Here is a 22313-nt window from a genome sequence, read left to right on the forward strand (position 1 = left end):
CCCCTCCTAGGGGCGCAAGGCCAAGATCCCCTACAAATGTACAAATAATTTTGGATAATTTATTTTTTGTCAGTCCCTAAAACATCCTCTAGCATAGACGCTAATTCTTTATTTAATCGACCAGACTTGATAAATTCTGCATAAGTATCTGCCTCAATTGCAAGCAGATATTACCTTGTTCCACAAGGGAGTAATTGCTGTAGCAGTGGGCACAGTATTAGCAGTAGCAATCGCCTTCACTCTGGGTTGGCTGGTGGGATTGCCCAGCTATGATAGCGAAGTGTTGGCTCGATCAAGACCAACATTGTTAGATTTGGGAATTGTGGTAGCTGCTGGTGGTATCAGTGGCTACGCCAAAATTGAGACGAAAATCTCTGGTTGGTAGTTTAGCGGTAACTGCGATATCTCACAACAAGCCACTCTGCGTCTACGCTATTGCCCTCATGCCCCCATCAGTGTGATTGGCTTAGGCTCCGGGCAAGAGAACCTGTCACACCTCGACAAGTAGAGTTATTAGAAAAATTTCTCGAACGAGAAATGGGGCAACCATTCACTCTAATTTTTTTTTGAAGTTGGTCAAGTGGAGGAAATTCGATATTCCGAATCCACACGCTGAAGTTGCTAATTTGGCATGAATGAGGAGAGAATCTATCAGTCAAGTCAAAATAACTTTCCAAAACGCAATAGTGGATGTTACAGAATTAGTCAAAGTTTTAATTATTCTCCTAATCGTTGCTACAGGTGTAGCTTTGCTATCCCGGCGGTTGCGAATTCCTTATGTTGTGGGTTTAGTATTAGCAGGTTTGCCGATCACTGAACTATTATCTCGTCCGATTGGTTTAAATCCAACCCTTGTTTTGAATCTTTTCCTGCCAATTCTCCTCTTTGAAGCTGGTATTAATACAGATGTCAGCCGCCTACGCAGCACCTTTAAACCAATTGCCCTTCTAGCTGGGCCAGGGGCTGTGCTTTCCAGTGGTATTATTGCCGTCCTGTTGAAATTTGGGCTGGGACTGAGTTGGATACCTGCCTTATTTGTAGGAGTAATGCTGGCAAATACTGATACAGTTTCAATGATTGCCATCTTTAAGGAAATACCGGTGCCCTCCCGGCTTTCCACCATCGTTGAAGGAGAAACCCTATTTAACGATGCTGCTGCCCTAGTTACGTTCAACCTGGTTTTGCAAGTATATTCGACAGGTTCACTCACCTTACTACAGGGAATCCAACAATTCGTATTTATCTCTCTAGGAGGCTGCCTCGTGGGGTTAGTCTTAGGCTACTTGAGCATACCTATATTCGCCCGTTTGGATGATCCCCTTAGTAGTCTATTACTGACGGTAGCAGTTGCATTAGGCACTTTCCAGGCTGGAGAATTTCTAGATGTATCAGGTGCTGTCGCCGTAGTTGTAGCTGGATTAATTTTCGGAAATTTAGGGCTTTCTGGCAATACTTCTGCTTCTAGTCGCATCACCTTATTGAGTTTCTGGGAATATGCCAGTTTTACCGTCAACACCTTTATTTTTCTGCTGATTGGTGTACAAATAAACCTGGTAACGCTCTGGAGGACTTTACCTGCAATTCTACTTGCAGTTTTGGCTTATCAAGTCGCGCGAGTTCTTACGGTCTATCCAATGTTAGCAGTGGTTCGTTGGTTTGACCGCCCAATTCCCCTGCGCTGGCAACATTTACTGTTTTTAGGCAACATCAAAGGTTCACTCTCAATGGCTCTGGCATTGAGCTTACCCACTACTTTACCAGGGCGAGAAGTCCTCATTGCTATAGTCTTCGGCAGTGTGCTGGTGTCATTGGTAGGACAGGGTTTAAGTTTGCCTTGGGTGGTAAAACGCTTAAAATTATCTAAATTTTCAGAAGCTCAACAACAGGTTGAAGAATTACAAGCCCAGTTGATGACAGGTAAGGCAGCACAGGATGAATTAGATAGCTTGTTGAAATCAGGGGTGTTACCAAAAGCCGTTTATGAAGAGATGCGTTCAGCTTATCAGGTACGAATTGCTGGTGCAGAAAAGATCCTGCGAGAACTTTATAATCGTCGTCCTGATGAGTTGTCAGGCAAAAGTGGCAACAGCAGTAAACTTGATGCCATTCGTCGGCGTTTACTGCTGGCAGAAAAAGGAGCACTCAATGAGGCAATGCGGAAGCGAATTCTCTCAGAAGAAATTGTGCGCGGGCGGATACAAACTCTTGATGAACAATTGCTGAAGCTAGAAGATGATTGAAGTAATTCATAATTCATAGTTATGAAAATAGAGATTAAAAACCTACGCTTATTCATGATTAAGGTAAACACATCTAAATATTGACGAACCTGGATAAGAGGGGAATGCACCAAGACCGCAATTACATAGAACTTTCAGAAAATTAAATATTCATTCTCATAGTAATAATAATTATTATTATAGGGCGAAGTGTAGAGGTAACCGTCAGTTGCCTCTCAAAAAACCTAGTATTCTCACGCCCAGTAAAAGCAGAAAAAAGAATTATAGCAATCCTAAATCATTGGTGAAAAGTTAGATCCCCGACTTTTCATAGAAGTCGGGGATCTGGACACCGCGAATTTGAACGAAATTAGATAGGACTGCTATATATTAATTACTTTAATAATTAGTCAGGAGTCAGGAGTTAGAATTGCCTCCTGCTCTATGTATCTACAACAGCCCCTCTATCAATTGATCGAAATTGCGGCAATACACCTGTTGGGCGTATTCTTGCCACTTTTTGTCTGACGAGTAGGGTGACAGTTTTAATGTTGCCTGTTGGACGTATGCCATCAATGGGTGACGAAGACACTCATATTTATCGAAGGCTTTGGCTATAGCTTGCGGATCATCCCAGTTATTCTCCTTAGCAATTTTAGTGATCAGTGTTGTAACTACTAGTGCATCTTCAAAACCTTGATTAGCTCCTTGAGCCATGAAGGGAGGCATTCCATGTGCGGCATCGCCAACTAATACGATTCGTCCTACACTCCAGGTTGGTAGAATTTTGGCAGGATCAGCTTCAGTATTGAGGTCAGTTGGGTTATAAACTTGTAGAGAATCCGAAATGGTAGCGTGGTGAATATAGAATGGACGCTGCTGCATCTTGGCAGGAGGAGATATACGTACTAATTGCTTAAGTGCATCAGGAAAGCCTGCCTTCTCCAACTCCTGCAAAGCTAAGTCAATTAAAGAACTTTCAGACTTTCCTTGCAATGAGTCTAAAGGCAAAGGAAGATGTATCGTGTACCCTAGTTCAGTAGTTGATCTATTAAATAAAATCATCCTGATGTTATTTATACAAATATAATTTCCAGATATTTCATCATTAGTGATTGTTACAATTGGTGAGTCTTGAAAGAAATATTCTTCTAATTTCGTCCGCAGTTCTTTTGCTATCTCAGTAATTTCCCTACAAAATATAGCTGCAAATCCAGAGTATTCGGGTCGGGCAAAATTATGGTATTGACTATCTGTGTAAAGCAGCCTCCGAACTGTAGAATTAATCCCGTCTGCTGCAACAATTAGTTTACCTCTAATCGATTTTGTTGCTAATTATTGGGAGGCAATATCTGAATTTTGGGGCTGCGTTTCATTATGTTTCTGCCCATCTGTCCAATACGCATAGGGGTTGGCTTCTATTCCTATATCAGCTACACAATCTATCCGGACACAACCGTTTTCCGGCTCATTCACAACATTAATACAACGGTGATTAGCTTTAACTCGGTCTTGGGGAAGTAGCTGTCTAAGGGTTGTCTGCAAATTGTACCAAGAAATTGACACTCGACCCTCGCCATAATCTTTAAACCAGTCATCGAAACTAAGCGAGATTGACAGAATTATCTGCCCCTGTAAATCTTTGTAAACCCATTGGGGTGAAGTCTTTGGAGGTTGTTGCTCTTGAGTAGGTTCGACAGTTTTCTGGTCATTGGACTGCTTGGAATTCAAGAAACCAAGTCCAATTTTTTTGACTTCTTCGTAAGCGTTAGGATCTAAATGTTTGAGAGCTTGTAATCCATTGGGGAGTAGATCCAATCCTTGTCCAACTTCACGAAAGGCGCGAGTTTTATCGACGACAAGGACATTTTCAATACCACGTTTACGTAAGCCAATGGCAGTTGCTAACCCAATTGGTCCAGCGCCAACCACTACAACATCGTAGATTTCCTGAGGAGCAGAAGAGGAGACAACAGATGCAGCTAAGGTATCAACTTTGGTTGATGTGTTTGTATATGTATGAGGACTTGATTTAGTTTCTGGCATATTTATACACAGGAATCTTGGATAGAAGCTGGGCAATGTGGAAAGCTATAGCCATCAAGTTACATAGCAACACACAACAATATTAAAATCAAATACAAAAAGTTAGATATTTTGCGGCGATCAAACTTTTATCTAAAACACCAACTATGGTTAGCTGATAAAAATCCTAAGTCCTCAAATCTCGTTTCCAGTCTCTGGCTGAAAATGCATACCCTGGTGGCTCTGCCGCCAGAAGAGGGAGGCGGAGCCTCCGAACTGGCATTTCCTAGTCTCAGACTGGGAACGAGGCAATCTCTGAAAAGTCTATCTAGGCAGGCTTTTATGTTAAGTTGACATGCATGAGCAATGCTGTGCCCCTACCAACGTATTTGTATCATTCCTCTACTATTCGTCTTGCAATTACAAATTACGATATATTTTCTACTGAGACAAATCCATCAAGTTTGCCAGCTTGTAAACTACCCGCGCTCCAACATTACCATCCCACTCAGCATCACCGACTTCGCAGATATCAAAGCCAATAATTTTTCTCCCACTATTTACCAATTCTCGGAACAGACAAAAAGTCTGCTCTAATTCCAACCCACCTGGAACAGGAGTACCTGTACTGGGACAGAGTTTTGGATCTAGACCATCTGCATCAAAGCTAATGTAAACGGACTCAGGTAAATGACTGATAATTTCTCGACATAAATCAATCCAAGTTGTTCCAGAGTAAAGCTTTTGCTTAATGGCTGGGTCGTAATATGCAATAATGCGATCGCTAGATTGGTCAATTATTTGCACTTCATCATGACTAATATCACGCAAACCCACCTGCACTAGCTTGGAAATTTGCGGTATTTTCATCGCATTAAACATAATAGATGCATGGGAAAACTCAAATCCCTCATAGCCATCGCGTAAATCTGCGTGGGCATCTATGTGCAAAATACCATAGTTTGCGTATTTAGCCGCTAATGCTTGGAAATAACCTAACGGCGAACTGTGATCTCCACCAATGACTGCAACTCGCTTACCATTGTTAATTGCTTGTTGACAATTTTCAAACAGCCATTTATTAACCTGTTGACAAGCCTGATTAATTTCTGTCAGCACAGGTGTTAAATCTGGTGTATCTGAGAGTTGTTTCCCTTGGGCTAATCGCTCGATAATTTTTGCTGCCAAGGCGCGGTAGTATGTATTCTTCTCTAAAATATCCTGGGGAATTTCCACCATGAAAATTCCCTGCTTCCAACCATTAGGGTTATCGAAATCGAACAAATCTAGTTGAGTCGAAGCATCTAGAATTCTCTGTGGGCCGTTAGCTGTGCCTGCGCCATAGGAAACAGTGACTTCCCACGGCACACCAAAGACAATCAAGTTTGCAGACTCGTAATCGCAGGGCAAACCTAAGAGGTTGCCATTTACTTCACCTACGCCGCTAGGATTGTAGTCTTGTAGTTGATTACTCATCGATTCTCTTCTGGATTTACGTGGATAGACAGCACAGTGGACATCTGTATTGTAATAGAGCTAATGCTTGAAGGGGACATAAGGATATCCCTGTTTGCATCTTGGCGTCCCCACATCTTTTTTAGTTACCTCTTAATCTCTCGGTAAAATTTGTCTCAAATGTTCTGGTAGTAAGCCTTCAAAGAAACGTTCAATAGCTTGGCTGTTACGTTGATACAAAATACCCAAATAGATCACAAATATTCCCAAAATAGTCAGCACAATCGGAAATAGTACAGCATTATTAAAAACTGTAGAGGCAAGGTATCCCAAATATCCAAATACACCCATTGCCCCAAAGACGATAAAAACTTTTCGTCTCAACAACACCGACAGCACCATTAAGCCTAAATTAATCAAACAATATATAAATTTTTGGAATTCGTTGTTGTCTCCCATGAAAGAAAGACTAAACCAGAAAGGGATTAACCCAAACAGATACAGCCAAAAAGCAAAATCTCCATCCCGCCTGCGAGTGCGAATATCGACTAGGTACGCAACGATTAAACACGCGATACCAAACCACATAGAAACTAATGCTTGTTGCTTCCAATTAAAATCAGTTTTACCAAATAGCAGTGGTGTTAAATCCATCGAGATGAAGTACAGCGAAAAAGCAATGGGAGCAGTCAAAAACGGAAACCGCACCAACTTGAGTGCAACTAAAGCTGCAATGATAGTTCCCACTTCCATGAAAAACCAGCTGCCTTTGATCCAATGATAGTAATCACGATACGTACCTGGGTCGGCTTGAATCCAAAATCCCGTCCATCTTTGCAGTCCATAAATCGCTAGGGGAGTCATGCAAACTGCGATTGTAAATAACAGTCCTCCAGGAACTTTCAGATTTTGGTCGAACCACAGCCTTCTACCCATGATGACGAAGCAAAAGGCATAAATGCTGGCTAGGAGAAAAATTCCTCCACCGCCAAACGACTCCCAAGCCAGTACCATAAACCAAGTCATGGCGGAGATCACAATCAACGCGCCAAAGTAAAAAGCTACATTGGCAAAATTAAATTGAGGCCGATCGCTGTTACGCTCAGACAGTGCATCCCAAAGTCCATTCACTTGTTCCGGGGAGATTAAACCTTGGGAAGCAGCCCATTGCAAATCTTCTTTATAAATTTTCATATTTAAGATTTGATTCGATTTTCTATATCCAATGACGCCAGTGGCTGACAAAAGTCATCACTTTTCTTTTATGGTATCCAGTCAAAGCGATCGCAAACCAAATATAAACAAACAAAGCACAGACGCGTAGCCATTTGTCGTCAGTGATGTCAAAGGCGGGCTGTGAAGCTCTCTGCGAGACGCTAGGCGAACGATGACTCGCTAACGCTTCTCTACGAGACGCTGCGCGAACGCTATGGGTGACGCATGATTGGCTCAATCTTACGACTTAGAAGACAGTTCAAAAGCCATCTGCGAACGATAAAAACAGACATCGAATTCCAAGAAAAAATTCATGCGTCCTAAAAGTAACGGCGCATCATCCGTGAGACTCCAAGCAAATACCAATCGTACTGGTGCAAAACTGGCTATTTGAGCAGATACAACTAACCCTTTTGCTTCAACTGGTGCTAGATTTCCAGCCAGTCGCACTGAGGTTGTTAGTTCTTGCCAAGCTGCCCCTAACTGAATACCAACACTGTAAGGGACTTCCAAGGAATAAATTACTCAATAAAAACAAAAACCAGCGTCCAAATTTAAATAACAATAATGATAATCATTATGAGAGGGGATAAGAGGCGGTTGCCGACGGCAACCGCCTCTTATCCCCTCTCAAGTATCAATGAAAAACTTTGCACTCTGTAGCAAATTTCAGGTGCATAATCATAATTAGTATTGATAATTTTGGTACCTTTAAATTTTTAGGATTTTTGGTTTAAATTAAGTAACTCCACAACAAATATCAATGAACCACTTACCTAGATTGGGAAATTTTTCATGTGTTGAATTGGTAAGACGGTCGATTTGTTGTTCAATTTCATCCATAGCTTTTTTAGTAAGCTTAACTCCCTTTTCATAAGTTTGAGTTACTAACTTGACAACGGGATGCTGACCTTTCCATGTCATATTTTGAGCAAAGTTTAAAGCTGTCTCTACTTCATCTAATATACTGCCATTCCAAGATTTTTCTAATATCCCCCATGTTCGTTCAATGGGATTATATTTGCTGTGATATGGAGGATAATAAGCTAAACGTATATTTAATTTGTGCTGATAAGCAAACTAAATAATACGTTTCATAAACTGGGTACGTCTAGAATGATTTTCTCCACCATTATCTTGATTAATAAAAAGTGTTTTTATATCTGGAAATCGCCAACTTTGACTTTTCCAAAAATCAGCTAATACATCTACAATAAAATCACTCGTCACCATTGATTCTGTAAAGTATAAAAACAGTTCATCTAGGTTTGGAAGAAAGATGCCATAGGGAGTTAGGGTTGTTTTTGCGTCAAAATGGTGGTATGAGGGTTTTAGTTGTCACTCGATTTCTACCTCCTCGGTCAAAGTCGCCAATATTTACACGAGCTTTGGCATCAAGGCTTAGACGTAAAACGCTGTTATCGTCTAAAGCCAATTGATTAACTATTGCTAGTTGCTTAAAGATTGCATCTGTTTCTGGTATTTTTTTTGAGGTAGAACTTTTGCTACCCGTTTGAGCCGATAACCTAAATAATTCAATTTGACGCGAATCGTTTCTTTGGTCGGTAACTGTTCATCACTATAGCTAAACTTCTCAATTAATAGCTTTCTTACTTTACTTGCAGTCAGCCGTGTATACAATCTCTGACTTTTAAAACTTGGGTCAGTTTGACTCTGGCAATCCACTAGCTTTTTAATATCTTCTAACAGGCTTGGTAAGTGTTCTTCTGCTTTATAACGCCCCTTCGCCGAATAATTATCTACACAAGTAATACCACTAATTAATTCTTTAATCCCTTTACAAATAGTATTTCTATCCCACCCTAACTCTTTTTGAGCCAGTAATTGTCCTCCGTAACCTAACTCTATTACAATTTGTGCTTGAAAACGCCGCCTTGCTGCACCTTTGAGTTGGCTTGCTGTTTCCTTGAACACTTTTATTGACTGGATAAGTTAATTCTATCGACACTCCAAATACCCAAAATTTTCCCTCAAATTGAATTTACTACAAAAAGGGTTAAGGAGAAGCAGCCGACGGCTGCTTCTCCTTAACCCCCATAACAATGATTATCATTCTGGTAATTAGTGATTTTATTCCTTGGAAGTCCCTAAGGTAAAACATTAACACTAGCTCCAGTATCCAATAACCCTGAAACGTTGACGACAGAATTTTTGTAGCTTAACGTCAGAGGTAATATTGGTACTACATCGATATCCCCGAATACATCACGACTTTCAACGAAGGGAAATCTTTGTGAATTAAGCATCGTTTACCTGTCTGTCTTCTTCTAGCAGTGCAGCTAGTTTATTAGCAGCTTCATGGGAATTGTAGGGAGACCACACATGATAAGTGACTCCTGGCTGTAACGACAATGCTTCTTCTTCAGTCGCTAGTTCTTGAACTAAAAACTGCATGACCTTGAGTTTATCTGCACGAGATAGGTTGTGCAAGGTTAGGAATAAATCTGCTGCGCTCATATCAAGTTGAAGATAACGACTAAATACTTTTTATATTTTTACAACTACTATAAGGTGATTGCAAACTTTGTGGCATCGCATTGTAAACAACAAGCGATCGCAAAGTAAATATAAACAAACAAAGCACAGACATATAGCGGCTTGTGTCTCCAACGGGCTACGCTTACACCCTTTTAACTCGACAATTGGTGTTCTTTGGTACAAGCTTCGAGTTGTGAGGTGGAGCGATCACCTTTTGGACTCGACAATTAGTGTTTAGAGGTGGAGCGATCGCTCTTTTTGCTTGACAGTTGGTGTTCAGAGGTGGAACGATCGCTCTTTTTGCTCGACAATTGGTGTTCAGAGGTGGAACGATCGCCCTTTTTGCTCGACAGTTGGTGTTCAGAGGTGGAACGATCGCCCTTTTTGCTCGACAATTGGTGTTCAGAGGTAGAACGATCGCCCTTTTTGCTCGACAGTTGGTGTTCAGAGGTGGAATGGTGAGGTTTTGAGGTCGAGTCTAGAGGCGTAGGAGCCTGCGATCACCACAATGCGATCGTTGATGCAGGCTAGATTATTAATTAGCTCAATTTCTCTGCTGCGCGTCCAAGCAGCAACTCCTCGTCAGACATCACCTCTGTAAAACCCGAAATGACTAACGAAGAACTGCTGCAAATTATTGAACAAGCTGCCAGAGACAATCTGACAAAATTAGACCTTTCTGACAAAGGCTTAACAACCCTACCACCGGAAATTGTCCAACTCACCAACCTGCGATCGCTCGACCTCAGCAGTAATCAACTGAGCAGTCTGCCACCGGAAATTGTCCAACTCACCAACCTGCAAACCCTCTACCTCAGCAACAATCCTTTAGAATCACCTCCACCAGAAATTATCCAGAACGGGTTTGGAGCAATTCTTGACTTTTGCAGGCAGCAGCTAGAACAAAAAACCGATCTCCTCTACGAAGCCAAGTTAATCATTGTGGGAGAAGGTGGTGCAGGTAAAACTACGCTAGCTAAAAAAATTCAAAACGAAAACTATAAGCTACAACAGGATGAAAGTTCTACTGAAGGCATTGATGTTATTCAATGGAAGTTCCCGTTCAAGGGTAAAGAATTTCAAGTCAACATTTGGGACTTTGGTGGTCAAGAGATTTACCATGCCACCCACCAGTTTTTTCTCACAAAACGCTCTCTTTATGCCTTAGTTGCTGATACTCGTAAAGAAGACACAGATTTCTACTACTGGTTAAATGTAGTTGAATTACTGAGCGGTAATAGTCCTTTATTAATTGTCAAAAATGAAAAGCAGGAGCGCAAACGGGATATAAACGAGCGGGAATTACGGCGCGAATTCACTAATTTTAAGGAAACAATTACTACAAACCTTACCACCGATCGCGGTCTACCAGAAATCCTCAATAAAATTAAGCATTATATTAGTAACCTACCCCATATAGGAACAAAACTCCCCAAAAACGTAGAAGAACCTCTGTCTGCCTTGAACTAAAGTTCAAGTCTGTCCCTCTCGCCCGTCGGAGAGGGACGGTTTTGCGTAGTAAAACCAGAGAGAGGTTTCTTTTGTAAAAGCTAGAACTTACGCACTGTACAAATTGTCTATTATGCGAATAAGGATATTTGGTTGTCTTAGAGTATTGTCGATTTTAACCGGGTGATGATAGCTTTACGAATGCGTAGGCGTAGCCCGCACTTCTCTACGAGACGCTGCGCGAACGACATGGTTCGACTGCGGTTCCATCGAGCGGAGCCGAGATGCTCACCAGCCGCTCAGTGACCATCGTAGACATCGCTACGGACTTGTCCTTTGAACCAAAAGACTTGTCCTCTGAACCAAAAGACTTGTCCTCTGAACCAATCGTTATGCACATAATAGCCAATTTTTACAGTGCGTAAGTCCTAAAAGCGATGGCTGCGCCAACGTCTTCTCTACGAGACGTTGCGCGAACGACGATCGCAGGTAAACTCTTAGCTATCGGTTAAAACTCCATCCAAGTCGAAGATAACCCCACTAAATTTCTGAGTGTGTATCTGCCAAGGTGGGAACTTTGACTTCTGTTTCGGCTTGTAAGTCGAAGTCATACCACTCGTTACGCCATTGCAGGCGAAACTTCAAACGCGTCCAGTTAGGTGGTAGGTTGGGACAGGCAACGGGACCAAATTGAGTCATCCGAATCCCGCCAAACCCGAAAACTACCGCTTGCCATACTCCTCCAGCACTGGCGGCGTGAATTCCTTCGCCTGCGTTACGCCTCACATCCTCTAAGTCTACCAAGGCCGATCGCAGAAAATGCATATAGGCTTCGGTTGGTTGATTCAGGTCACAAGCTAAGATGGCGTGAATGGCTGGGCCTAGTGAAGAACCATAACTGTGGTCGGTGCGCTGGGTGTAATAGTCCCAGTTGGTGGTAAGGGTGTTATGGTCGTAGCGATCGCGCAGTAAGTACAGAAGCATCAATACATCTGGCTGCTTGAGAATCTGCTTTTGGCTTGTGGCTTCAATTCCCAACAAACCTTGTAGAGATTTGCTGCGCGGTTCATAATCAGCGAAGTTAATGTCTTCTAACTGGAAAAAGCCCTCAAACTGCTCAATTAAACCTGTTTGGACATCTTCATTGATAAATAGACGCTCTTGGATTTCCGCCCAACGGTGCAGACGCTCTGTGGTTAAGTTGAGTTTTTGCACCAGTTGGGCTGAAGTTTCAGGATAGGCTTGCTTGAACCAGTCCCACAGCGCCAAAGCTGACTGCAAATGCCACTGAACCATGAGATTGGTGAAGGCATTATTATCGACGCGATCGTGATTTTCATCAGGGCCAATCACATCTAGGATGTCATAGCTGTGGCGCTCTTGGTTCCACTGCACCCGACTTTCCCAGAAAACAGCCGTATCAAGGATAATTTCCGCACCATAATCCCGCATCCAATGATCATCGTTGGTAGTCTGCCAGTAGTGTAAAACTGCATAGGCGACATCAGCAGTGATATGCACTTCAATGTCACCGCACCAGATGCGGATTAGTTCGCCGTTGGGAGTTGGCACCCAGCGCGGAGTCACTTCATCTCCAGTAGTAGCACTTTCCCAAGCAAACATCGCCCCTTGATAACCTGCTTCTTGAGCTTTGCGTCTAGCTCCTGGTAAGGTGTGGTAGCGATAGGTGAGTAAGTTACGCGCTAGGGCTGGTTGAGTTAAGGTGAGGAACGGCAGGATGAATATTTCCGTATCCCAAAAGATGTGTCCGCTATAGGCAAAACCTGAGAGGGTTTTGGGAGCGATGCTCACCCGGTTATCGTGACGCGGTGTGACAGCTAGTAATTGGAAGAGATTGTAACGGACGCTTACCTGAGCCAAGCGATCGCCTTCTATAATAATGTCACTGTCTTGCCACACTTGATCCCATGCAGTAATGTGAGCTGCCAATAGGGTAGTATATCTGGGTTCATCAGCGAGTCTTTCTAAGGCGGTTGCGATCGGGACTTCTGTTTCCCGTGAAGTAAACAGGGTGACAATCTTTTCAACAGTCGCTGTTTTTCCTGGGTATAACTCAAAGGTGGTTGTCAAAGTAGGAGAACTAGAAACATTTTCAATGCCCACGGGTGTAGTTTCCTCACCATCTACAACTAACTTAGCAGCCATCCCAAGTTCAATACCTGAGTAGAGGGTTTGACTATTTAGCCAGATAATCTGATCTATGCCACCTTGGTTTAAGGTTCGCCAATGTTTAACGCCTTGGGTATATGGTTCGCTGTCAAATCCTGCTTCGACGGTAATTTCACCCTCAAAGTCTACGGATGTAATTTGAGCGCGAATCGCCAAAACGTGTTGATCTGCTAAACTGGCAAAACGCTCGAAGTGAAAATCGAGGGTATGACCATTAGGACTACGCCACCGCAGATCACGGCTAACTAAACCTAAACGCAGATCAAGCCGACGTTCGTAGTTGAGAATTTCACCACTGTCCATGCTAAAGCGTTCGCCAGCTACTTTCACTACCAATGGCAGCCAGTTGGGACAGTTCACAAGTTCGGTATGAGCAATTGTCACATCATCATAAACACCGTGGATGAGTGTAGCTGCTAAATCCTGGCAATACCCTTCCTCAAACGTACCCCGTACTCCTAAGAACCCGTTACTAAGGGTGAAGACGGTTTCTTTGTGGTGCAACTGCGTCCGGTCAAACTTCGTTTCAATAACGTTCCAGTCAGTAGTGTCAATCAGTTGCTGATTTTGTTGAGAATTGTGAGTGGATACGTTGAGCATGAGTAATAAAACCTATGTCTTGATGCTGGCTGTGGGTAGGATGCATTACAATTAGGAGTAATCTTTTAGTGATTAACTCCTTTTCTCTAGCGCCTAGACTTAAATATTGCCTAAACACAAAAAGAATACGCTACTAATAACAGTAACGTTTCAAATTACATCTGTCTAGAGTTATATTTACTTAATAACGTAAGTCAGAACTGATAAATTTCAACTAGAAACTAATTGATCGAGTTTTTGATCAATTTTTTTCATATTTATAAGCTTTACAATATAATTTATCGCACTGACAAACAGGCAGTATAATCTGAAATTATTTTTGTTTTTTATTTTTAATCGAAATTAGCAAGAAGGCATCAGATTCAATCCGGTTCATATCGAACCTAGAGCATCAATTCAGTAATCAAAAACCTAACCCCCCAGCCCCCAACGCTAGTAGGGAAGGGTTAGCTCAACTCCCATTGGTGTGAACTTAACGTAAAAGCCTCTCTAGATAAGTCCTTCAGAGATTGCCTCGTTCCCAGTCTCCGACTGGGAATGCCTAATGGGGGGCTGCTGCCTCAAGACTTGCGGCAGAGCCGCAATGAAAGAGCATTTCCAGCCAGAGGCTGGAAACGAGATTTTAAAGGAGTATTTTCTTAAGTTGACACACATGCTAAACTCCCCTCTCCTACAAAAAGAGGGGTAAAAGGAGAGGTTCTTCCAGGATTACTGAATTGTAGTGTTCTAACTTGATGAGGATTTTCCTCGTTCCCATACTCCGCATGGGAATGCATTCATCGAGGCTTTGCCTCAATATTTAACTGCTGAAATTATTATCTCATCTCTACTTTAAGAGTTTTGGCTTTGATTCTTGCTCCCCAACGCTACAAGGGTTGGGGTTGGGGGTTAGGTTTGAGAGAAAGTTGCACACGGCGTAATGTTTTGTTCTTTTACCATAAGTGGTATATTGGCACTTGATCTGAGGGAGTACAAACTATGCATAAGCCCACACGAGTGCCAAGTCGAGGTGTTGTACTCAGTACTACAGGACAGTCAGCGGGAGCAGGGGAAGTGGGCAGATGAACAAAAATTTTGGAAAAAGTAGTGTTTTTTCCCTGTTTAAAGGCGTACCCCTAAGTTACATCCTGGTAGCGTTGTTTCTGCTGCAAATCTTGCTAGCTGTGGGATTAACTGCATACTTATCAATTAGTAACGGGCAAAAGGCAGTCAATGAGGTAGCCAGCGAATTGCGTCGGCAAGTCGCCAATCGAGTAGAGCAGAATTTACAGACTTATCTCTCAACCCCGCGTCAATTACTACGCGGTAATCAAAATGTCATTGACATCGGGTTGCTGAAAATGGAGAATCTTGCAACCTGGGAGTCATACTTAATAAAGCAGTTAGAGATTTTTCCTGATGCAATCGCCTTAACGGTAAGCAATGAACAGCAAGAACACTTAGCAATCCAGAAGCTCAACGATCGCCAATTTTTGCTAAGATTTGCCGATAAGTCAACTGGGTACGACCTCTACACTTACAGAATTGACCGTCAAGTTCAACGTACCCAACTACCAGAGGTGATCAAAAACTATGATGCGCGATCGCGTCTTGATTATCAAGCAGCAGTTACGGCCAAAAAATTCAGCTTTAGTCGGATTTTTACACCCCTCACCGAACCAACACTTCTAATTAGTGCATCTCAACCTATATATAACTCCCAAGGTCAATTACTCGGAGTCAACAGCACTCTAACTCATATATCACAGATTGGGGATTTGCTGCAAAATATTAACGTTGGCAAATCTGGGCAAGTTTTTATTATCGAGCGATCGGGGCTATTAGTAGCAAGTTCCACAACCGAAGAACCATTCCGCGTCCAAAATGGTAAACCCATTCGGTTAGCAGCTTCCCAGAGCGGGAATTCTTTTACTCAAGCAAGCGCTAAATATTTAGCAACTAAATTTAGTAACTTTGACCAGATTCAAAGTTTACAGCAGCTGGATTTCTTCCTTGACGGCAAACGACAATTTTTAGAAGTTAGACCGTTACAGGGCGAACCAAATGTCAATTGGTTGATTATAGTGGCTGTTCCAGAAGCAGACTTTATCGGACAAATTGATCGCAATACTCAAACCACAATTTTTCTCTGTCTGGGAGGATTGGGACTAGCTACTTTACTGGGGATTGTCACTGCCCGGTGGATAACTCAGCCAATTGTGTACTTCAGCACGGCAACAAAAGATTTAGCCAATTTTACTAATAGCGAAGACTCAGTGGTGATAGTACAGGGCATTAAAGAACTAGAGGTGCTAGGTGGATCTTTCAACAAGATGATGCAGCAGTTACGCAAAACCTTTAGTGTATTGTCTACCAAAAATGAAGAGTTAGAATTGCAAGTTAAGCAGCGAACTCAAGATTTAAAGCAAGAGATCCAAGAACGGATTAACAGTGAGCGAAGACTGGGCCAGCATAATCAGGCACTAGCAGAACTGGCAAATCACAGGGCAATTTCAGAAGGAAATCTGGAAACAGCATTCAAAATCATTACCCAAAAAGCAGCAAATGCCTTAGAAGTAGAACGAGTAGGTGTGTGGTTATTCAATGGCGAGCGCACCAAATTACAATGTATAAGTCTCTATGAACGTCGCAACCAGATACATTCGGCAGGTTTAGAACGTAACCTTGTAGATTACCCTATCTACTTTAAAGCCTTGGCATCTGCCCGTACCATCATCCTCACCCACACTCGCACCGATCTACGGGTACAAGAATTATGGGATGAATTGCTAGAACCAAATAACATCGTATCCCTAATTGATACCTCTATTTGGGTTGGGGGCGAAGTAGTAGGAACAGTATTGTATGAGCAGATTAAGGTTCCCCGGACATGGGAGCTGAGTGAGCAAAACTTCGTTAGCTCAATCGCGGAATTTGTCGCCCTGACTTTAGAAGTATGCGATCGCAAACGGGCAGAATCCGCTCTGCGTGAGGCTAAAGAAGCTGCCGAAGTGGCAAATCGTGCCAAAAGTACCTTTTTAGGAAACATCAGCCATGACTTGAGGACTCCCTTAAGCTCCATGCTTGGGATCACAGAGGCACTCCAAGATCAAGTGTACGGTCTTGTAAGTCCACAACAGCGCCAGTATCTAAATATGCTCGAATCCAGCGGTAAGAATTTACTAGAATTGATTAACCAAATCCTTGATCTTACTGACATCGAATCCAGCAAGATAGAACTACAACTAGCTGCTACTTCGATTCAGGGATTATGTGACTCTAGTCTCAGTTTTGTCAAACATCTAGCGTTTCAAAAAAATATCCAACTGAGTGTACAAGTCCCTGAAGAACTCGAACCCATCCAAGTTGATGAAGGCCGTATTCGTCAAGTATTTATCAACCTGTTGACTAACGCTATCAAGTTTACTAAAGAAGGAGGCAAAGTTTGGATTGAAGTCCAGCCAAATTCCACAAATGAATATATCTTTTTCAGCGTAGTAGATACGGGTATTGGTATGCTTTCCGATGACCTTTTCAAATTATTTCAACCTTTTGTGCAAGTTGAAAATTCCTCTACTCACCGAGCAGCAGGCACTGGTTTAGGATTAGTAATGGTGCAAAGAATTGTAGAGTTGCATGGTGGGACTGTCCATGCCGAAAGTCAGTTAGGGAAAGGTAGTCGATTTACAGTCAAACTCCCTTGGAAAAAGTTTGGGGAGTGGGGAGTTAGAACTAATTATTAATTAGAGGTGTCTCGTTAAGAGTCTCCGACTGGGAATGCCTAATCAGAGGCTCCGCCTCAAGACTAGAGGCACCGCAATGAGGTGTATTTCCAGTCAGAGGCTGGAAACCAGATTTTAAAGGAGTTTGCGCTTAAGGGACTTCCAAGAAATAAATTATCCAAATAAACGTAGACGCGCAGCGGCTTGCCGCAGGCTACCACAGAGACACAGATAAGCCAGTGCGCCCTTGCGGTTCCCCGACTTGTACCCCTGCGGGGAAGCAAGCTACGCGCAGCGTCTCCCTTAGGAGAAGCAACTGGCGCGACACAGAGAGAGGAGAAATGAGAGGGTTTTTGCGTCAGTTTTGGGACATTTTTTTATTTGGAAGTCCCTAAGTTGACACCAATGGGCAATGCCGTGCCCCTACACCTGGCGATATAATGTTGTACTGCATCTGAAATGGGAACCGCTATAATCGTTTAAGCTATATGACGATAAGTAGTAAACGGTAATCCAGTGCGCTGCTTTACATCAATAAATGATTTATACTCACCTCGTTGTTGCCTTTCTGCAACAATTTGTTCTGCGATCACTCCATCTAGTCCACAGGTAATTAATTCTTGAGTTGAGTATATGTTTAATCGTTTCCAAGAATATTCAGCTTCTTTTTTGTAGTTGTAGCTAAAAGTAATCAATGGTGTAATTCTAGCTACCTGCTTTTCAGGAATTCCGGCTATTTCTATTAACTCTTCTACATGAGTGAAAACATATCCTTCATTCATCAGGGCTTCAATATTATTTGCATAGACTATGGGTAGCCCTAAATAGTTAACTAGTTCATTTTTAGAGCATTCATTAATATCTATTTTGTTACGAGTACTGGCAACTAACTTTGCTAGCTCTTGTTCTTCAGGAATTGCTAAGTTTTTCGGATAAGTTTTGACCAAAAAAGCTTTTTTGAGGTAGAAAGCAATGCCAATTTGAGCCATCCAGATCACAAATGCTAAACTATTTGCAGATAAAGCTAAAGCTAAAACAGAAGTGCTAATCCCTATTACAATCCAAGTATTAGTCTTGGATTTATAACCTGCATAGGCAATAGCAAATCCCCCCAATGTTGGAATGAATGATAACCACAGCCAAGCAGGAGTTTGTTGAAACCAAGATTTAGATTGTGACACAGTAAATCAACTAATGATTTTAATTTACAAAGATTTCAGAAGGTTTTGCCGTTTTTCTTCATACTCTTCTGCGGTAATTACACCAGATTCAAAAAGATTTTTTAAATCAGCTAGCGCACTGGTTGCATCTTTTGCAGATATTGCTCCACCTCCGATTGCTATACCTTGATTATACTTTGTATTGAATTCTGTATCTGACATGAAAATTAGCAGAAAAAACTCAACGAAGGCTATTAATCCTGGGATGAAAGTCCAGGAAAATAATAAATACAAAATACCTGCTACATTTTGTCCTAGATAAAATTTGTGAATTCCCACCCAGCCGCAAAAAAAGCAAAGCAGAATAGCTGTAGATTTAGTTTTCATAACATTTCTTTTCTTGATTAACTCTAATAAATATTTCCTGGCATCCAATCCAAGTAAAAGTTTTGGGCTTCCCCGATTATTTATGTGGTTTACTACTAAATTTAGCTGTAAGAAAATAAATAAGGATTATAGATAGCTGAGATTCCATTAAGACTAAATATCCTTTGACTAGGTAGTTAAAATCTAGGTTGGAATTAAAATAAAAAATCAGGCAACCAATTGCTATATATGGAACCAGACGCAACCGATGAAAACTTAGTATTAATTTTTGGTTCTTCAAGTTACTCATCAGGTGATAAAGTTATGTTGACAAATAATTGCTGATAAACAATTTATAGGTCACTACAAAGTTGCTTGACTTAAGAGAAACTTGAGCTACAGGTAATTTTAGTTAAATCCTCTCTTTAAAACCTCATCAAATTTACCGATTTTGTTTAGATTTAAATCAACATATTTCCGTAAACTTTCTGATGACTAAAGTAAAGTACAAAGCAGAAAAACTCATTGAAATTTTGTATTCATTGCTGTTTTAAACAACAAAAAGATGCAAAATTTAAGAATGACAGCGATTGGCAAAGTCCAGCTTTTTGACATCACGGGCTTGACAATCACTCAGTTCGGTAAACTGTTTAGCATCACGGAAGATAAATTCGATTTGAAAGCGCAGTTTGGAGAAACGATAAATGTCGCTCGACTACGTTTGGTGTAACCCTGAGCGTAGTCGAAGGGTTACTTCCGCCTTGCGGTACTAGCCCTTTTTGTCCCCATTCAAGATTACTAATACTTGGCGATTGAATTCCTCTTGGTCAGTGAAGATTTTAAAAAGTTTATCCACTTTAGTCATCTCAAACAACATCCTGACTTGATCGCTAATAGAACAGAGAAAAAGTTGACTATTAGCTTTTTGCACCATTTGCATTACTGAGACTAAAGCACCTAAACCAGTGCTATTGATCAGCTTTATTTCTTTCATGTCAAGCAAAAAAATATTGGTTCCATTTGCCATAAGTCCACTAATTTCACGACGTAGTTCATTGCCTCTAGTTGTATCTAAAACTCCCGACAATTGTAGTACTGTTAAGCTAAATTTCATGTTTATTTACTATTATTTTGATTGAAAATATATATTTATATTTTGGCATTGACATAAGGTAAACTGCAACAGAGATTACAATACTATTATCTCCTGGCATCCAATCCAAGCAAAAGTTTTGGGCTGACCTGATTATTTATGTGGTTTACTACTGGCTTTTGCTGTAAAAAAATGAACAAGGATTATACATACTTGAGATTCCGTTAAGATTAAATATCCTTCGACTAGGCTCAGGGTTACATCAAACGTAGCCGAGGTGTAAAAAGTAAAAAGAAAGAACACAAGCGGATAAAGTTATGTTGACCAAGAATTGCTTATTAACAATTGATTAGTCACTACAAAGTTACTTTACTTAACAAAAAAATGAGCGTATTTACAGTTAATTTTAGTTAGCTTTTATCTGTAAAATCTCATTAAATTTACCGATTTAATTTAGATTTAAATCAATATATTTTCGTAAATTTTCTGATGACTAAAGTAAACCACAAAGCATAAAAACTCATTGAAATTTTGCATTCATTGCTATTTTAAACAACAAAAAGATACAAAAATCAAGAATGACAGCAATTAGCATTTATTGTTCTATTCACAACCAGAGCAAGTTTTAGAGGTTGATTCTGTGGCGTTGACTTTGGAAGTATGCGATCGCCAATAAGTATAAGTCTATTTTAATCTATTTGAAACACAGTTTCCTGTAAGGTAGCACAGCTAGTTGTGCTACCTTACCATATATTTTAATTATCCGAAAATCGCTAAAAGTGGGCATCAAAGAACAATCTTGTGCCTTTAATCGTGTACCTTAAATACAGACGAGGCTATGCAGTTTTAGTGTTATTACTGGCTGGTTCCTTTGGAGTCGCCCTTAAGGGTGTTATGCTTTTGCGGGTGCGTTTGCTTTTGCGAATACCACCTGATATTTCATATTCACTGCTGTCTGTACCGTAGGTAAATGCAACTGCAATTAGCATTTTATCAGTGAGGTCAGTTAAAGTTTTTTCCAATTCATCCATCTCGCTTTTAGAAGAGTCAATCACAGATAGAGCAGTGTTATAAGCATCAATTTTTGTGCGTAATTGCTGACTTACTTGTGTTATATATTGCAAGTTGCGAACATCTCCAAAATCCATATCAGGATTAATTGCTCTGAGTCCAGCAACTCTTAATTCAGCTTTTTCTAGAGCGCGGTATGTACGTTTTTGACGAGGCATACATATATTGTTTTGATTGTGTTCTAGAGCTAGCTTGCCTTACTAAGGCTAGATTTTGGCTCAGTAAAATCCACAAAAATTACTAGTAAGTGTAATATTTACTTCAGCAATATTAACGATAAGCACGATGTTACTAACAAAAAAATCATGATTATAAGAAAAAAATCATGATTATAAGAAAAAAATCATGATTATAAGAAAAAAATCGTGATTATAAGAAAAAAATCGTGATTATAAGAAAAAAATCGTGATTATAAGAAAAAAATCTTAGATATAAGACGCAATGAGTTGAAAAACCAACGCTGGGGTATCTAAAATCTGAAATACTCACATAAATCTAAATTTTTTAACTTAAAATGCCGAATTTAGCTAGTAGGGTGCGTTATGGTGAGCCAGCGCCGTGGTGAGGCAGTCCGGTCTTCTGCCAAAGGGAGAGGCTAGCGCCAAGGGGGAAACCTCCAAGAGGAACTGCCGAAAGGGTTTCCCGACTTGAGGCGACTGGCGTTAGCGTAGGTTTCTCGTCACGTTCAAAAAACAGTCTCCCCTTCTTCTTTGGCAGTACTATATAAACGCCAAACTATCTCTTCACTAGTGGATGTGCAATCATGCCTGTACGTCAAACTTTATCAAAGCCTGATATCCAACTTTCTTATTTAGAGTGGAACCAAGGTCAAGAACCTTTACTGCTGTTACACGGTTTAGGCGACCATGCTCTAGTCTGGTCTAGTTTAGGAGATTACTTAGCGGCAGACTACCACATAGTTGCACCAGATATGCGCTGACATGGCCAAAGTGTGCGATTCGTTGGTTAGTGAATCACGGTATTCAGTCCGTAAATAACTAATCCAGCCCGTCAGCAGATTACTGACATTAAGGCTGAACTCTGGGTTTGATGTAGGTGAAAGCCCTACCATTCAGACTTAGAATTGACTCCTTATCTGCCCACACCAAACAAGCTCGGTTCTTGTAGAGTGAAGCTGGGAACAGGGCGCAATCAGACAGCCGTTACGGGCTGACACTGGCGCTAACAGGGAGTTCCTACGGCGAAACCGGGTCTAGAAAAGCAACTTACCATGAAGCAGGGCGTAACACAAAATCCCTGACTCCACTGG

General features: G+C 41.3%; 19 protein-coding genes and 2 pseudogenes. 7 read left to right on the forward strand and 14 right to left on the reverse strand.

The annotated features are described in order from the left end of the window. Positions 1 to 175 precede the first annotated feature (175 nt). Both V7K49_RS09605 and V7K49_RS09610 read left to right on the forward strand, forming a co-directional pair. Complete coding sequence (locus V7K49_RS09605; RefSeq protein ID WP_335205367.1) at positions 176 to 385, forward strand: DUF389 domain-containing protein; 210 nt, start codon at positions 176 to 178, stop codon at positions 383 to 385. 301 nt (positions 386 to 686) lie between these two features. Beyond that, on the forward strand, positions 687 to 2240 hold the full coding sequence (locus V7K49_RS09610) for a cation:proton antiporter (RefSeq protein WP_334866601.1): 1554 nt from the start codon (positions 687 to 689) through the stop codon (positions 2238 to 2240). Positions 2241 to 2669: 429 nt separating this feature from the next. On the opposite strand, the gene V7K49_RS09615 is transcribed toward V7K49_RS09610, so the two are convergent. The 9 genes and pseudogenes from V7K49_RS09615 to V7K49_RS09655 all read right to left on the reverse strand — a co-directional run bounded on the left by V7K49_RS09615 (position 2670) and on the right by V7K49_RS09655 (position 9392). Next, positions 2670 to 3284 carry an FAD-dependent oxidoreductase gene (locus tag V7K49_RS09615; RefSeq protein ID WP_335205368.1) on the reverse strand — a complete coding sequence of 205 codons (615 nt, stop codon included), beginning with the start codon at positions 3282 to 3284 and terminating at the stop codon, positions 2670 to 2672. A gap of 270 nt (positions 3285 to 3554) precedes the next feature. Then, positions 3555 to 4265 carry an FAD-dependent oxidoreductase gene (locus V7K49_RS09620; protein WP_335205369.1) on the reverse strand — a complete coding sequence of 237 codons (711 nt, stop codon included), beginning with the start codon at positions 4263 to 4265 and terminating at the stop codon, positions 3555 to 3557. A gap of 420 nt (positions 4266 to 4685) precedes the next feature. After that, entirely contained in the window at positions 4686 to 5720 is a 1035-nt protein-coding gene (speB, locus tag V7K49_RS09625; RefSeq protein WP_335205370.1) for an agmatinase SpeB, read from the reverse strand. Between the two features lie 132 nt (positions 5721 to 5852). Continuing rightward, positions 5853 to 6893: a hypothetical protein gene (locus V7K49_RS09630; RefSeq protein ID WP_335205371.1), complete on the reverse strand. Its 1041-nt coding sequence runs from the start codon at positions 6891 to 6893 to the stop codon at positions 5853 to 5855. Positions 6894 to 6915: 22 nt separating this feature from the next. After that, positions 6916 to 7152, reverse strand: coding sequence for a hypothetical protein (locus V7K49_RS09635; RefSeq protein WP_335205372.1), 237 nt, complete (start codon positions 7150 to 7152; stop codon positions 6916 to 6918). Positions 7153 to 7154: 2 nt separating this feature from the next. After that, the gene (locus V7K49_RS09640; RefSeq protein WP_335205373.1) at positions 7155 to 7427 is read right to left on the reverse strand and encodes a hypothetical protein; all 273 of its coding nucleotides are present in this window, start codon (positions 7425 to 7427) and stop codon (positions 7155 to 7157) included. Positions 7428 to 7652: 225 nt separating this feature from the next. Beyond that, positions 7653 to 8864: pseudogene (locus V7K49_RS09645) on the reverse strand (ISAzo13 family transposase). Between the two features lie 158 nt (positions 8865 to 9022). Beyond that, the gene (locus V7K49_RS09650) at positions 9023 to 9181 is read right to left on the reverse strand and encodes a hypothetical protein (protein WP_335205374.1); all 159 of its coding nucleotides are present in this window, start codon (positions 9179 to 9181) and stop codon (positions 9023 to 9025) included. Beyond that, positions 9174 to 9392, reverse strand: coding sequence for a hypothetical protein (locus V7K49_RS09655; RefSeq protein ID WP_335205375.1), 219 nt, complete (start codon positions 9390 to 9392; stop codon positions 9174 to 9176). The genes V7K49_RS09650 and V7K49_RS09655 overlap by 8 nt, the downstream gene beginning before the upstream one ends. A 279-nt stretch (positions 9393 to 9671) precedes the next feature. Here V7K49_RS09655 and V7K49_RS09660 point away from each other — a divergent pair, with 279 nt between their 5' ends. Both V7K49_RS09660 and V7K49_RS09665 read left to right on the forward strand, forming a co-directional pair. Next, positions 9672 to 9875 (forward strand): hypothetical protein, encoded by a 204-nt coding sequence (locus V7K49_RS09660; RefSeq protein WP_335205376.1) that lies wholly within the window; start codon positions 9672 to 9674, stop codon positions 9873 to 9875. 147 nt (positions 9876 to 10022) lie between these two features. Then, positions 10023 to 10883 carry a leucine-rich repeat domain-containing protein gene (locus V7K49_RS09665; protein WP_335205377.1) on the forward strand — a complete coding sequence of 287 codons (861 nt, stop codon included), beginning with the start codon at positions 10023 to 10025 and terminating at the stop codon, positions 10881 to 10883. Between the two features lie 519 nt (positions 10884 to 11402). Here the strand turns inward: V7K49_RS09665 and V7K49_RS09670 are convergent. Further along, positions 11403 to 13652 carry a glycoside hydrolase family 65 protein gene (locus V7K49_RS09670; RefSeq protein ID WP_335205378.1) on the reverse strand — a complete coding sequence of 750 codons (2250 nt, stop codon included), beginning with the start codon at positions 13650 to 13652 and terminating at the stop codon, positions 11403 to 11405. Between the two features lie 1061 nt (positions 13653 to 14713). On the opposite strand from V7K49_RS09670, the gene V7K49_RS09675 reads away from it, so the two are divergent. Beyond that, a complete protein-coding gene (locus tag V7K49_RS09675; protein ID WP_335205379.1) occupies positions 14714 to 17374 on the forward strand; it encodes an ATP-binding protein in 2661 nt (886 codons plus the stop codon). Between the two features lie 458 nt (positions 17375 to 17832). On the opposite strand, the gene V7K49_RS09680 is transcribed toward V7K49_RS09675, so the two are convergent. Both V7K49_RS09680 and V7K49_RS09685 read right to left on the reverse strand, forming a co-directional pair. Further along, positions 17833 to 18534 carry a helix-hairpin-helix domain-containing protein gene (locus V7K49_RS09680; protein WP_335205380.1) on the reverse strand — a complete coding sequence of 234 codons (702 nt, stop codon included), beginning with the start codon at positions 18532 to 18534 and terminating at the stop codon, positions 17833 to 17835. A 24-nt stretch (positions 18535 to 18558) separates the two neighbouring features. Then, positions 18559 to 18900, reverse strand: coding sequence for an NINE protein (locus V7K49_RS09685; protein WP_335205381.1), 342 nt, complete (start codon positions 18898 to 18900; stop codon positions 18559 to 18561). A gap of 544 nt (positions 18901 to 19444) precedes the next feature. On the opposite strand from V7K49_RS09685, the gene V7K49_RS09690 reads away from it, so the two are divergent. Then, positions 19445 to 19609: a hypothetical protein gene (locus V7K49_RS09690; protein ID WP_334866630.1), complete on the forward strand. Its 165-nt coding sequence runs from the start codon at positions 19445 to 19447 to the stop codon at positions 19607 to 19609. Positions 19610 to 19648: 39 nt separating this feature from the next. On the opposite strand, the gene V7K49_RS09695 is transcribed toward V7K49_RS09690, so the two are convergent. Together V7K49_RS09695 and V7K49_RS09700 are read right to left on the reverse strand one after the other, a co-directional pair. After that, positions 19649 to 19993 (reverse strand): STAS domain-containing protein, encoded by a 345-nt coding sequence (locus V7K49_RS09695; RefSeq protein WP_334866632.1) that lies wholly within the window; start codon positions 19991 to 19993, stop codon positions 19649 to 19651. Positions 19994 to 20808: 815 nt separating this feature from the next. Then, positions 20809 to 21201: a hypothetical protein gene (locus V7K49_RS09700; RefSeq protein ID WP_335205382.1), complete on the reverse strand. Its 393-nt coding sequence runs from the start codon at positions 21199 to 21201 to the stop codon at positions 20809 to 20811. Positions 21202 to 21806: 605 nt separating this feature from the next. Between V7K49_RS09700 and V7K49_RS09705 the strand changes: the two are divergent. Beyond that, positions 21807 to 21980: pseudogene (locus V7K49_RS09705) on the forward strand (alpha/beta fold hydrolase); the annotation flags it as partial. Between the last annotated feature and the right edge of the window lie 333 nt (positions 21981 to 22313).

Source organism: Nostoc sp., assembly GCF_036919675.1.
In the GTDB taxonomy this organism is placed as follows: domain Bacteria; phylum Cyanobacteriota; class Cyanobacteriia; order Cyanobacteriales; family Nostocaceae; genus Nostoc.

Bases quoted from the DNA above. Each gene is read 5' to 3' on its own strand.
- V7K49_RS09695 (WP_334866632.1), bottom strand. From the start codon at position 19,993: ATGAAATTTAGCTTAACAGTACTACAATTGTCGGGAGTTTTAGATACA.
- V7K49_RS09675 (WP_335205379.1), top strand. From the start codon at position 14,714: ATGAACAAAAATTTTGGAAAAAGTAGTGTTTTTTCCCTGTTTAAAGGC.
- speB (WP_335205370.1), bottom strand. From the start codon at position 5,720: ATGAGTAATCAACTACAAGACTACAATCCTAGCGGCGTAGGTGAAGTA.
- V7K49_RS09650 (WP_335205374.1), bottom strand. From the start codon at position 9,181: ATGCTTAATTCACAAAGATTTCCCTTCGTTGAAAGTCGTGATGTATTC.
- V7K49_RS09685 (WP_335205381.1), bottom strand. From the start codon at position 18,900: ATGAAAACTAAATCTACAGCTATTCTGCTTTGCTTTTTTTGCGGCTGG.
- V7K49_RS09700 (WP_335205382.1), bottom strand. From the start codon at position 21,201: ATGCCTCGTCAAAAACGTACATACCGCGCTCTAGAAAAAGCTGAATTA.
- V7K49_RS09690 (WP_334866630.1), top strand. From the start codon at position 19,445: ATGCAAAATTTAAGAATGACAGCGATTGGCAAAGTCCAGCTTTTTGAC.
- V7K49_RS09630 (WP_335205371.1), bottom strand. From the start codon at position 6,893: ATGAAAATTTATAAAGAAGATTTGCAATGGGCTGCTTCCCAAGGTTTA.
- V7K49_RS09655 (WP_335205375.1), bottom strand. From the start codon at position 9,392: ATGAGCGCAGCAGATTTATTCCTAACCTTGCACAACCTATCTCGTGCA.
- V7K49_RS09615 (WP_335205368.1), bottom strand. From the start codon at position 3,284: ATGATTTTATTTAATAGATCAACTACTGAACTAGGGTACACGATACAT.
- V7K49_RS09620 (WP_335205369.1), bottom strand. From the start codon at position 4,265: ATGCCAGAAACTAAATCAAGTCCTCATACATATACAAACACATCAACC.
- V7K49_RS09665 (WP_335205377.1), top strand. From the start codon at position 10,023: ATGACTAACGAAGAACTGCTGCAAATTATTGAACAAGCTGCCAGAGAC.
- V7K49_RS09670 (WP_335205378.1), bottom strand. From the start codon at position 13,652: ATGCTCAACGTATCCACTCACAATTCTCAACAAAATCAGCAACTGATT.